This is a genomic window from Paradesulfitobacterium ferrireducens (assembly GCF_017310645.1).
In the GTDB taxonomy this organism is placed as follows: Bacteria; Bacillota; Desulfitobacteriia; order Desulfitobacteriales; family Desulfitobacteriaceae; genus Paradesulfitobacterium; species Paradesulfitobacterium ferrireducens.
In genome coordinates this window covers 39,583-51,719 of sequence record NZ_JAFLRH010000007.1, presented here as the reverse complement: position 1 = coordinate 51,719, position 12,137 = coordinate 39,583, and the positions used below count along the sequence as shown (strand labels likewise).

General features: G+C 49.3%; 10 protein-coding genes. All 10 read right to left on the bottom strand.

Annotated elements, in window-relative coordinates; genetic code table 11:
• Positions 1–17: 17 nt before the first annotated feature.
• Positions 18–557, bottom strand: coding sequence for a signal peptidase I (gene lepB, locus J0X21_RS02875; protein WP_206810439.1), 540 nt, complete (start codon positions 555–557; stop codon positions 18–20).
• A 126-nt stretch (positions 558–683) separates the two neighbouring features.
• Positions 684–1,952 (bottom strand): methionine gamma-lyase family protein, encoded by a 1,269-nt coding sequence (locus tag J0X21_RS02870; protein ID WP_206810437.1) that lies wholly within the window; start codon positions 1,950–1,952, stop codon positions 684–686.
• Between the two features lie 48 nt (positions 1,953–2,000).
• A complete protein-coding gene (locus J0X21_RS02865) occupies positions 2,001–2,966 on the bottom strand; it encodes an AAA family ATPase (protein ID WP_206810429.1) in 966 nt (321 codons plus the stop codon).
• 79 nt (positions 2,967–3,045) lie between these two features.
• A complete protein-coding gene (gene typA, locus J0X21_RS02860) occupies positions 3,046–4,866 on the bottom strand; it encodes a translational GTPase TypA (protein WP_206810654.1) in 1,821 nt (606 codons plus the stop codon).
• 222 nt (positions 4,867–5,088) lie between these two features.
• On the bottom strand, positions 5,089–5,349 hold the full coding sequence (gene hfq, locus J0X21_RS02855; RefSeq protein ID WP_206810417.1) for an RNA chaperone Hfq: 261 nt from the start codon (positions 5,347–5,349) through the stop codon (positions 5,089–5,091).
• Positions 5,350–5,384: 35 nt separating this feature from the next.
• Entirely contained in the window at positions 5,385–6,329 is a 945-nt protein-coding gene (gene miaA, locus J0X21_RS02850; RefSeq protein WP_206810409.1) for a tRNA (adenosine(37)-N6)-dimethylallyltransferase MiaA, read from the bottom strand.
• 14 nt (positions 6,330–6,343) lie between these two features.
• Entirely contained in the window at positions 6,344–7,138 is a 795-nt protein-coding gene (locus J0X21_RS02845; protein WP_206810406.1) for a class I SAM-dependent methyltransferase, read from the bottom strand.
• Positions 7,139–7,196: 58 nt separating this feature from the next.
• Positions 7,197–9,113 carry a DNA mismatch repair endonuclease MutL gene (mutL, locus tag J0X21_RS02840; protein ID WP_206810403.1) on the bottom strand — a complete coding sequence of 639 codons (1,917 nt, stop codon included), beginning with the start codon at positions 9,111–9,113 and terminating at the stop codon, positions 7,197–7,199.
• Positions 9,110–10,435 (bottom strand): histone deacetylase family protein, encoded by a 1,326-nt coding sequence (locus J0X21_RS02835; RefSeq protein ID WP_206810393.1) that lies wholly within the window; start codon positions 10,433–10,435, stop codon positions 9,110–9,112. The genes mutL and J0X21_RS02835 overlap by 4 nt, the downstream gene beginning before the upstream one ends.
• Positions 10,432–12,108: a hydantoinase/oxoprolinase family protein gene (locus J0X21_RS02830; RefSeq protein WP_206810384.1), complete on the bottom strand. Its 1,677-nt coding sequence runs from the start codon at positions 12,106–12,108 to the stop codon at positions 10,432–10,434. Before J0X21_RS02830 ends, J0X21_RS02835 begins: the two co-directional genes overlap by 4 nt.
• Positions 12,109–12,137 lie beyond the last annotated feature (29 nt).

Sequence of the window (12,137 nt, the reverse complement as noted above, 5' to 3'; positions counted from 1 at the left end):
GAAAAAAGCGCTCTTGCCTAACGGGCAAGAGCACCGAAATGTCCCAGAGGCCAATAACGGAAAAGAGTCCTGCCGGTTACATTTTCAATGGGCAAAAAGCCCCATTCGCGTGAATCAGCACTATGGTTGCGATTGTCTCCCATTACAAGAAGGGAGTCCTGGGGTACAACCACCGGTCCGTAATTTTCTCCCGCTGACTCCAGTAGATAGGGTTCATATAATTGCTGCCCGTTTACATAAGTATGGTTGTTTTTTATTTCTACTTTGTCACCGGGTAAGCCAACGACTCTTTTTATAAAATCGTCAGTGGCATGAGCTTTCTCAGGAGGATGGAATACGATGATATCTCCGCTTTTAATCCGGTCAAAATGTTTAAAGAAGAATTTGTCTACAATAATCCGATCTTGCAATTGAATGGTTGGTAGCATTGACCCGGTTGGAATGACACGGGCTTCTACGACATACGTACGCAGGAGCCAGGATAAGGCAAAAGCGACAATAAGTATTTGCACGAGCTCGAATACAAAGCGCCCTGTGCCTTTTTCCGATCCACCCATGCTGTCACCTCATTTTCTTATTTGTGATTACGATAAAGACTTAACATGCCCAAATTATAAACCAGTTAATTTTAACACTTTTTTGAAAGGATATAAAGAATTTAAAGTAAGGCTTTAGTTTAGGTATTAATCAGGGATCAGCCCTTTTTCCCATAACTTAAGTGCGGCTAGGATATTCCCTAATTTGACATAAGTATGGGATATCCCGCCTTGTTGATAGACGATGTACGGTTCCCGCAAGGGTCCGTCTGCTGAAAATTCACTGGTAGCTCCTTGGATAAAAGTTCCCCCGGCCATGATCACTTCATCCTCATAACCCGGCATGGAAGATGGAATCGGCCGGACATGAGCATCAATCGGCGAACCCTGCTGAAGCCCTTCACAGAAAGCCAGCATCCGTTCGCGGGAACCTAATTTAACTGCTTGGATTAAATCAGTTCGCGGCACGTCCGGAGCGGGATGAACCTCGAAACCTAGGGTTTGCCAAAGAGCTGCTGCAAAGATCGCTCCTTTGAGAGATTCCATAACGGTAAGAGGGCTTAGGAACAATCCCTGGAAAAACAGGCGTTGCCATTCCAGGGTTGCCCCAACCTCTGCCCCGATTCCCGGGGCGGTTAAACGTTGGGCAGCTAACTCAACCAGCTCTTCCCTGCCAGCAATATAACCGCCGGTTGGAGCTAAGGTTCCCCCCAGATTTTTAATCAGTGACCCAGCCATTAAATCTGCTCCTACATCCCCGGGTTCTTTTGTTTCCACCAGTTCCCCATAGCAGTTATCTACAAAAACTAACAGGTCTGGGTACTTTGCCTTAAGAAATCGAATCAAATCCCCTATTTCAGTAATGGTAATCGAATTGCGCCAAGAATAACCGCGAGAACGTTGAACCAGGATGAGGCGGGTTTTCGGCGTAATGTGCTCTGAAACAAACCGGTATTGAATTTTTCCGTGTTGGTCCAAAGGGATAGAACGATAACTGACCCCGAAGTCCTTAAGGCTGCCCTGGCCGTTTCCTCTGATACCAATAACTTCTTCAAGCGTATCATAGGGATCGCCGGTGACGGAAAGGACGTGATCTCCCGGCCTCAAGACCCCGAATAATGCAGCGGCGATAGCGTGGGTGCCGGAGACAAATTGCCCTCTGACTAAAGCACTCTCTGTCCCTAAGATCTTGGCAAATATTTTGTCTAAAACTTCCCGTCCGCTGTCCCCAAGCCCATATCCGGTCGTACCGTGTAAATGATAAGATGTAACTCTTTCTTCCCGAAAAGCTTTCAGTACTTTAGCGTGATTAGAATTCGCAGTTTCATCTAAGCGGCTTTCCTGCTCAGCTAAGATTTCATTCGCTTGCCGCAGTGCTTGAGCAATGACGGATGGAAGATCACTGTAAGAGATCAAGGGCTTGTCCCTCCTTAATTCAAAAAAACGGTAGAAACCCTGATGCTGTTAAATGTCATCGATGGTTAAATCATTGGGCAGTATTTGCATCAGCTCTTCACGTGAACAGGTAGACTTCTGATAAAGCCGTACCGCTTGTTTGCGAATGGAGCGTTCAACTAAATTACGGACCAAGCGGGCATTCCCGGCATAGGGATGACTATGTAAAAGGAATTGGATGCGCTGGCGCAGGGCTTCGCGGGCTTCAGCCCCTAACACATACTCTCTTTTTTCCAACATGGATTCCGCGATCGTCAGAAGTTCATCTAAGTTATAGTCCGGAAAATCGATGTGAATCGGAAAGCGTGAGCGCAGCCCGGGGTTGGTTTGTAAAAACCATTCCATCTCATGGCGGTACCCGGCCAAAATTAATATTAAATTATCTTTATTATCCTCCATGGCCTTAACCAGAGCATCAATCGCTTCCTTGCCAAAGTCTTTTTCCCCGCCGCGCGCTAAGGAGTAGGCTTCATCTATAAAAAGCACCCCTCCCAAGGCCTTTTTGACTTGTTCCCTGGTCTTTTGCGCGGTATGTCCGATGTATTCGCCCACGAGATCGGCCCGCTCGCATTCAATTACATGCCCTTTTTGCAAGGTGCCCAGTTCTTTGAATAATTTACCCACAATCCGGGCCACCGTTGTCTTTCCGGTCCCAGGGTTGCCGCGGAAGATCATGTGCAAGACCAGAGAATCTGCTGTCAGTTTTTCGCGGCTTCTCCTTTTCTGAATTTCCACATAGGCTTGTAGTTCCCGGATTAGTTTTTTAACATTGGACAAGCCCACCAAGGCATCCAGTTCCTTGATGATTTCAACCACTTTATCTTTGTCCGCAGTGGTTGGATCGGAATTCTTACGAATTTTACCCGGACCTAAGCTATCCGGCTTGAGTGCCGCACTCTCTGGTTCCGCCCTTACTGCCGAATGAATGACCGGGCGGAGGTTATTCTCTGTCCGAAAGGTTATGCGAATCGGCATCTAAACAGGCACCTCCTGTCCTTTACTACTATACGCTGACAGGATTGAAAGGTGTCCTGGAAATCAAAGTCAAAAATCTTTAATTGGCTTTACTTTTGGCATAACGGACACGCGCCTGGCGGTCTAAATATTTTTTGCGCAGGCGAATACTGCTCGGTGTAATCTCTACTAATTCATCCTCTTGAATATATTCTAAGGCTTGTTCTAGGGAAAAAACTCTCGGTTTGTCAAGCTTTAAAGCCTCTTCGGAATTGCTTGAGCGCATGTTGGTGACATGCTTTTTCTTGGCCACGTTCACTTCAATATCTTGTTCCCGGTTGTTTTCCCCGACAATCATACCCTCATAAACCTTAGTCCCCGGTTCGATAAATATTGTTCCGCGCTCTTGAGCGGCATTAAGGCCATAAGTGGTTGCTTCTCCGTCTTCGAAAGCAATCAACACGCCGCGCTGCCGCCCAGAGATTTCTCCTTTATATGGTTCGTACCCGTTAAAAACGTGGCTCATGATTCCTTCCCCCCGGGTTTCCGTAAGAAATTCCCCGCGAAAGCCAATCAGTCCGCGTGCAGGAATCTTAAACTCCAGGCGGATTTGGGTCGGAGATAGATTAGTCATATTCAGTAATTCGGCTTTTCTTTGCCCTAAGAGTTCCATCACTTTGCCCATGGCGCTTTCCGGGATGTCACACAGTAGTAGTTCAATAGGTTCACATTTTTCGCCTTCGATACTCTTAAAAATAACCTCCGGTTTAGAAACTTGCAACTCATACCCTTCCCTGCGCATGTTTTCGATCAGAATGGAAAGGTGCAACTCCCCGCGCCCGGAAACTCGGAAAATATCAGCCGAGTCAGTCTCTTCCACCCGCAGGCTGACGTTGGTTTCGATTTCTTTGAAGAGACGTTCCCGGATTTTGCGGGAAGTGACAAATTCCCCCTCCTGGCCGGCGAAGGGGCTGTTATTAACCATAAAGTTCATGGTCAGTGTCGGTTCATCCACTTCGATATGCGGTAAGGCCTCCGGATTAAGGGCGGAAGCCACGGTTTCGCCGATATTGGCACCGGAAAGCCCGGTGAGGGCGACGATCTCTCCTGCTTCGGCCTCTGGGGTTTCTTTCCGGTTTAAGCCTTCAAAGAGAAAGACTTTACCGACACGGGCTTTTTCAAAACTCTCGTCCCGCTTAATTAAGGCGATATTTTCCCCTTGGCTGATTCTTCCCCGCACGAGCCGGCCAATAACGATTTTCCCGACGTAGTCATCATAATCCAAGGTTGTAATCAACATTTGCAGCGGTGCATCAGGGTCCGCTTGAGGAGCCGGTATATGCTCCAGGATTACCCTGAACAGCGGTTCCAGGCTCTCTTCCAGGTTATCCGGATGAAGACTGGCTTTTCCCTGGCGGGCTGAAGCGTAAACCACCGGGAAGTTTATTTGCTCATCATCCGCTCCCAATTCGATAAATAAGTCCAGGACTTCGTCCAGCACTTCTTCCGGACGCGCATCCGGTCGGTCGATTTTATTGATCACGACGATGGGAACAAGTTTGAGTTCCAAAGCTTTGCGCAAAACGAAACGGGTCTGGGGCATAGGACCTTCAAAGGCGTCCACGATTAATAAAACCCCGTCCACCATTTTTAAGACGCGTTCTACTTCTCCCCCAAAATCCGCATGCCCCGGTGTGTCTACAATATTAATCTTGGTGCCCTGCCAGCGCACGGCGGTATTTTTGGCCAGAATGGTAATTCCGCGTTCCCGTTCTAAATCATTAGAATCGAGCACCCGTTCCATCACCTGCTGGTTTTCTCTGAATGTCCCGCTTTGTTTGAGCATGGAATCAACCAGCGTCGTCTTCCCGTGGTCAACATGGGCAATAATTGCAATATTTCTTAGATTAATAACCTGCATGTCCGCGTTCATTCCCCATTCTACTTTTAACTGTTGACTAAGCGTCTTTGCCTTTAGTTTTCCAGAAAAACACTAAACTTTATAATAGCACAAGTACGAATTGAATGCAAAAATAAAAAATCCCGGCTTTCTAGCCGAGATTTTAACTCGGGAGTATCAACTAATCAGAATCCCTTGCCGCTTGAACGACACCGCTCATTTGTTTTACTTTAAGTATGAAGATTACTGCTTATTCAGCTCTTCTTGGGCACTGGCCGCTGCGGCTGCAAGGTTAATCGGGCGTATCGGCATAACCGTGGAGATGGCATGCTTATAAACCATTTGCTGTTTGCCCTCAAATTCAAGAACAACCGTAAAATTATCAAACCCTTTAACGATTCCCTTCAACTGAAATCCGTTAACAAGGTAAATCGTTACCGGTAAATTTTCCTTGCGAACTTGATTCAGAAAGGTATCCTGTAAGTTGATGGCCGATTTATTCATATATTTCCCTCCATCACCATCTGTTTCTACTTTTTCTATTCTACACGAGTTTTGATTGCTCTGCAAGTCTTAAGAATCCTGGCAGTAAGTTCTTCCGGGCTGATTTGACTTATGTCATACCAGGTAATGCGAGGATCTCTTTGAAACCAGGTGAGCTGGCGTTTAGCAAAGCGCCTGGTATCCCTTTTTAAAAGGCGGACCATTTCCTCCTTGCTCACCAACCCGTTAACAAACCATCCGCCGTGGCGGTAACCGATGCTTTGAAGCGGTTTTAAACCAAGAGAATAGCCAGCCTGCATGATGTTCAAAATTTCTTGGATTAGGCCGTTTTGGAGCATGTGGTCACATCGTTGATTAATCCGTTCGTATAAAGTTTCACGCGGGGCCGATAAACCAATATAGACTATGGAAGGATCTAAAGGTGCATAAGATTTATCTAGATTCTGCCTGCGGCTGGACATCTTCTCCCCTGTCAGGTCAAATACTTCCAAGGCCCTCATGACCCGGACCGTGTCATTGGGATGAAGGCGCCGGGCGCTTTCAGGATCTGCCTGAACTAACGCTTGATAAAGTCTTTCTTTCCCATATTCTTTTAAGAAATGGGCCCATTTTTCTCTAAGTTCTCCCGACCCGTCTACCTGAAACTGATAGGGATCAAGCAGGGATCTGACATAGAGCCCGGTCCCCCCGACTAAAATCGGGACTTTATCCTGTTTCTTTATTTCGGAAACCAGCTTGGATGCTATCTTTTGAAACTGGGCGGCTGTGAATGGTTCAGCAGGGTCAAGCACATCAATTAAGTGATGTTTGATTTCCTGTCTTTCCCTAAGGGACGGTTTGGCTGAGCCAATATCCAGTTTCTGATAGACCTGTACGGAATCTCCGGATATGATCTCCCCGTTTATTTCTTTCGCGAGTCTGAGGGCTAAGTCGGATTTGCCGACAGCAGTCGGACCGACAATCACAATGAAAGGAATCATGCGCAGACCTCCGGTTATGGTTTAATTATTCCATAATCGACTGTACTGTAGCGGCCGCCCGGCATGATTTCAAACCCTAAACGGACGAACTCCGTGCTCTCTTTACGTTCTTTAAGCACGACCCGCTTGCGGGCGACGCGGCAAGCTTCCCTGACAGCATCCGGACTTAATTTTTCCGGATTGCCCCAGAGGTGAAGCGGTTTTATGGATGAGGATTTGTCCTGAGTACGGCGAAACATGGGATCAAAATAAACCACATCAACGCCGGAGGAAGGTAAATTCTGCATAAACCTAAAATGGTCATCGAAGTGTACTTCAATGTTCACGGCAGCCTGTTTCAGCTCAGCCCAGGCCCGTCTCTTCTCCGGGTTCTTCACCCGTGGAACCTGGATTTCATGGAGCAAGCCGTCTTTAACGATGGCCGCAAGATAAGGAGACCTTTCAATGGCCACGACTTTTCCTACTTTACCCACAGCCCAGGCACCCACAAGAGCATCTGTCCCTAACCCAAGCGTAGCGTCCAAGAGGACATCCCCTTTTTGAAGCGCTGTTGCTTCCAAGTACCGGTCAGGAAGGCCCCGGTAAAGATTCATGAGCCTTAGCAAAGCCATACTGGGGTGAAAGCTTAAGCGTTCATCCTGATAACTTAGATAAACTCCCTTAGACGTGATGCTTAAACAGGGTTGAGTTAAGGAAGGATCTGCTGCCGCTGGGCTCCATTGGCACCCGGGCTGGCTTAAAAACCATTCTTTTTTGGCCAAGTGTCTTGGGTCTTGTGATGATACGGTAATCCTAACCGGTTCCAGCATCGATTCCACCTAGTTTTCCATTATTCTCTAGTATTGCCTGATATTTGGGGGTTAGACTTCAATTTGTCCGGTAAAACCGCTTTTCCAGCTCGGATTGGCTGATTTGCACAACCGTAGGTCTGCCGTGCGGACAGGTAAAAGGGTTTTCTGTCAGGTTAAGCTGGGCCAGCAACTGTTCCATTTCCATCAGGGTGAGGTTTTCTCTTGCCTTAACTGAATGGCGGCAGGCCATGAGATAGGCCCATTCCTCTCTGAGAGTTTCAATATGGGGTGTTTTAGATGTAGTTATGATGATGTTTAGGAATTCACGGATCAGGCTTTCTCCCTCCCCTGATTGGATGTTATCCGGAATCCCGCGCATTAAATAAGTCTGGGGGCCAAAATGCTCCATAATAAAACCAAACTCCCTTAAGGTCCACAAATGCTCAAGCAATACCATCTCTTCTTGAAGCGTAAACTCAAGTGGAAGCGGAATTAAGAGTTCCTGTGAGCCAGGCTTTACTTTTTTTAGCTGGTTCAGGATGCGTTCATAATTAATTCTTTCATGGGCAGCGTGCTGGTCAATTATAAAAAGACTGGAGCCGTCGGTGGCCAGGATATAGGTGTTAAATACCTGTGCCAGAGGCCACACGTCCAGGCGCGGTGCCGGGGGTTCTGTAGCTTGTACGGGTTCGCTTATTAAACGTTCACTTATACGGAACCCATCGGGTACGTCCGGTTCTGAATGTAAGTCTGGTTCTGCTCGTGAGTAAAGGTTAGAGGCATTGCCGGAATCCGGGGTTATAATAAGTTTTTCTCCGGTTCTCATCGGGTCTGAAATAGCAGTAATAGCTAATTGCAGCGGGTTTGTAGAAGCTGGTTTACCCAGTTTACCTATTGGCTCTGGATTTACGGGCACTCGTTTAGCTAGCGGTGATTTGTCTACCGGTGGTTTATTTAACGGCAGCGGGAATGCTGTCTTAAAACCCAGAGAAGTGGGAGCATGCCGGGCGAGGAGTACTTCCCTGATTCCCCCGGTGATGAACTCGGCCAGTTCCTGTTCCCGGGTAAAACGAATTTCCATCTTGGCCGGATGAACATTGACGTCATATTCAGCCGGAGGCATGGATAACTGAAGTACGGCGATCGGATGCAGTTTGGCGGGGATCAGGGTATGATAAGAGTCGCTTAATGAATGGCTGAGCAGATTCGAGCGGATCACACGCCCGTTGATGATGAAGGTTTCCCCTTGGCGGCCGGCGCGGACGAGATCAGGGGGGCTGATATAACCTGTGAGCTGCCAATTTCCCCTGGCCACAGACACCGGAAGCAGGCGGCGGGCAATGTCATTGCCCAGGACCGCTGCCACCGCTTCTAACAGTTTGCTGCGTCCGGGGGTTTTAAGGACGACGTGTTCCGGGTGAGTTAAAGTAAAGGCGACATCGGGCCGGGCTAAGGCTAGGCGCGAGACCATATCACTGATTAATCCGAACTCCGTATTGAGAGATTTCAGGAACTTGCGCCGGGCTGGGGTATTAAAAAATAAGTCCCTCACGCTTACCGTGGTTCCCTGGGGGCGGCCGATCTCGCGGATGGAGGGTTTTTGCTCTCCTTGAACTTTAAGCATGGCTCCGGAAAGTTCATCCCGGTAGCGGGTTGAGAGTTCGAAAACCGAAACCGAAGCGATGCTCGGCAAGGCTTCTCCCCGGAAGCCTAAGGTATTCAAAGTGCTCAAGTCCTCTATCCGGGTTATTTTGCTGGTCGCATGACGCAAGAGAGCCAGCGGCAACTGGGCCGCAGGGATTCCGTGCCCGTTGTCGCTCACAGAGATTAACGGAACACCGTTTCCCTCAACGACAATGTCAATCCGGCTGGCTCCGGCATCGAGCGCATTTTCAACCAGTTCTTTGACCACGGACAAAGGCCGTTCCACTACTTCTCCCGCAGCAATTTGATTAGCCGCGTGCTCATCCAGTACTTGAATCGTGGGTGTCAAAACGCTGTCACTCCTTGATCGGCTTGCCAAAACTCAATCCGGTTTCTGTCCTGGTCCTGAAGCAGGACTGCCTGGTAACGCCCGCCAAGGGTATCCCAGAGGTCGTAACCGGCTTGGGCGCATTCCGGACAAGCTTGAAAGGGAATCCGCACCAGAGCGAATTTTGCCGGTTCCGGGGGGCGCCTGGATTCAATAAATACCGTGCCGCCGCAGTGGCGGCAGCGCCGAACCCGGTCATGGCGTATCTCCTGAAATCCTTCCGTATCATAATAGATCGAATGGGGCAGGTAGATCCATTCTCCCGGCGGCAGGTACAGTTCATTGCGTACATTCCATTGAGGCTCTGCCTGCTTATACTCATAAGCGAGTTCTGAAACATAGGATTTAAGGGTTTTTAAGGGAATGTGAGGGCGGCGGGGTTGATCCGGCTCGCGCACGTTGGTATAATCTTGTCCGGCCAAGGCCAATAAGATGGCGAGGTTAACATAAGGAAGAGCCCCTTCAATGGAATACCCTCCCTCCAGCACCGCTAAGTCCGGTTTGAGCAGCTCGGTAATCTTGCCGTACCCTTGGGCGGAGACGTTCATCGAGGCCAGCGGGTCGGTAAAATGGTTGTCTTGCCCGGCCGAGTTTATCACCAACTCCGGGTTAAATTCTTGAATTTTTGGCAAAACCCAGGTTTCCAAAACATATTGAAACGCTTCATCTCCGGTTCCCGGGGGGAGCGGAATATTAATCGTCTGCCCCCAGGCGTTGGGCCCGCCTTTTTCATGCGTAAAGCCGCTGCCCGGATACAAGGTCTTGCCGTCTTGATGCAGTGAAATAAAAAGGACATTGGGATCGTGGTAAAAGATATCCTGGGTTCCGTTGCCATGGTGCACATCGGTATCCACAATCGCAATTTTTTTCACTCCAAAGTGTGTCCGCAAGTAATTGACCAAGATCCCTTCATTATTAAGGGTACAGAATCCCCGGTTGCCCAGGACTGTGGCTCCGGCATGATGTCCCGGGGGCCGGACCAGGGCGAACCCATTCCGTATATCTCCCTTGCCCCAGGCTTCCCCCAACACCAGGGCGCTGCCCGCTGCAATCAGGTGGGCGTCTAAATCTTGGGCCTGCGGGGAAGGGAAAATCCCTTGGGTTTTTAGGACCTCAGCCATGGGAGCCAGTCCGGGCGCGTATTGTTGGATGTTCGGGAGATCCAAAATTCCTTCTTCAAATAATTGTTCTTGGGTATAAAGCAAGCGCTCTTCCCGTTCAGGGTGGGTTTCTCCCAAAGACCAGTCAAATGCCGGAAAAAAGAGAATTCCCGTTGGCTTCATTCTTCTACCCTCCCTATCACTCCGGGCGGCACATGAAAAGCGCCGCGAACAATCTGGCCTACGGTTTGAAACCCCTGAACAATGGGAAAAAAGTCGAAGGGATCTTTGTGCAAATCCATGAGCACGATCCCCTTCTCCTGCGCTTCCCGCTGCACAATTTCTTCGAGAAATCCGTTAATCGCTTTGTGGGGACGTTTTGATCCCTGCCACTGCCCTTGTTCCCCGGTTTCTTCAATCCGGTATTGCCGGAGCACAGTATCAAGATGAAGGGTACAGGAAAAGGTGGGCCTGGCCATCGCTGCGCCGATGGCATTCGAGACCTCCGGGTATTTGCCCATGCGCACGGAGGTATGTAAACGCTGGGCCAGCACGGAGGCGATTCCCTGAGCCCCGCCCCCGCTCATCCATAAATGGAAATTGAGGGATTCATGGGGATGCAGGACTCCCCAGACTTTATAAGCCGGTTCATTTTGCCACTCTTGCTGTAAGGCATTGATTTCCCGTACAATGCGTTCGACAAATACGTCTAAAATTGAGCTGGCTAAGGCCCGCAACTTTTCTGGGGTACGGGTCTCCGGCTGCAGCAAAGAAGCCAGAACCTGTTCGGCCCGTTTAGAATCACCGTATTGGATTAATTTTAGGTAACACATGGCGTCCGTAGGTGTCGGTGCCGGTCCGCCCAGACAATAAGCCGGGCCCAGGCGGTAATTGGCGAGAGAAAAATTGGATCCGTCGGTAAGGATGACGGAATCTCCCCCAACCGGAACGGAACGCACGGCCAACGAGCGTACCAGGGTCGAATAGGGTCCTATTTTGGCGCCGCTTGAACTGATCAGGGGTTCGCCCGAAAGAACCAGCCCTAAATCCGTGGTGGTTCCCCCGATATCAATCATGACAAAAGACTGGGAAGGGCTGCTCTGGGCCATGGCTCCCAGGACGCTGGCGGTGGGTCCGGAGTAAATCGATTCTACAGGACGTATTTTGGACAACGGAAGAACCCCGCCGTCTGCTTTCAAAACAAAAATCGGAGCACTGCATCCTCTGGCGGCGACGGCTTGCTCAAGGTCTGAAGCAAACTGGCCAAATAGGTCGTTACTGGCTAAATTCAAATAAGTCGTAAGACTGCGCCGGTAGAAGTTGGATTGCCCCCATTGATGCCCTAAGGCAATTTTAAGGGTGGGGAATGCGCGCCTTAAATAATGGGCCAGCTGCTCCTCATGGCTCTTGTTGCGATGGGAAAACTTACCGACAATCGCCACATGGGAAAGATTTTTTTGCTGGTGAAGTTTTTGCAAGAGTCGCTGCCATTCAAGCTGGTCGGGGGGATTAATTTCCCGGCCCCGGTAATCAATGGTTCCGTAAAGGATTTGATAAGATATTGGCCAAGGAAAAGATTCCAGTTTCACGCCGCTCCCCGGTAACAGCAAAAGTTCAACCGGAGGCAGATTCCCCTGCAAAATGGCATTGGTTACCAAGGTGGTGCTGACCGTGATCTGCTCAAGCGCCTGCTTCCCTGTGATCTTTAAGGCATCAATAGCCTGGATAATCGTTTCCAGCAAATGATTAGGTTTGGTAGGTACTTTGGCTTTATCAAGTATCCGGTTCCCTTGCATCAAAACGGCATCGGTAAAAGTACCACCGACATCAATACCTACCCGTCCTGCCACTTTCATCCCCCCCCAAGAAAAACTCCCTTGTGTTA

Excerpts from the sequence above, each read along its gene's own strand:
- hfq (WP_206810417.1), bottom strand. The coding sequence starts at position 5,349 with ATGAATAAATCGGCCATCAACTTACAGGATACCTTTCTGAATCAAGTT.
- J0X21_RS02865 (WP_206810429.1), bottom strand. The coding sequence starts at position 2,966 with ATGCCGATTCGCATAACCTTTCGGACAGAGAATAACCTCCGCCCGGTC.
- miaA (WP_206810409.1), bottom strand. The coding sequence starts at position 6,329 with ATGATTCCTTTCATTGTGATTGTCGGTCCGACTGCTGTCGGCAAATCC.
- lepB (WP_206810439.1), bottom strand. The coding sequence starts at position 557 with ATGGGTGGATCGGAAAAAGGCACAGGGCGCTTTGTATTCGAGCTCGTG.
- J0X21_RS02835 (WP_206810393.1), bottom strand. The coding sequence starts at position 10,435 with ATGAAGCCAACGGGAATTCTCTTTTTTCCGGCATTTGACTGGTCTTTG.
- typA (WP_206810654.1), bottom strand. The coding sequence starts at position 4,866 with ATGCAGGTTATTAATCTAAGAAATATTGCAATTATTGCCCATGTTGAC.
- J0X21_RS02845 (WP_206810406.1), bottom strand. The coding sequence starts at position 7,138 with ATGCTGGAACCGGTTAGGATTACCGTATCATCACAAGACCCAAGACAC.
- J0X21_RS02830 (WP_206810384.1), bottom strand. The coding sequence starts at position 12,108 with ATGAAAGTGGCAGGACGGGTAGGTATTGATGTCGGTGGTACTTTTACC.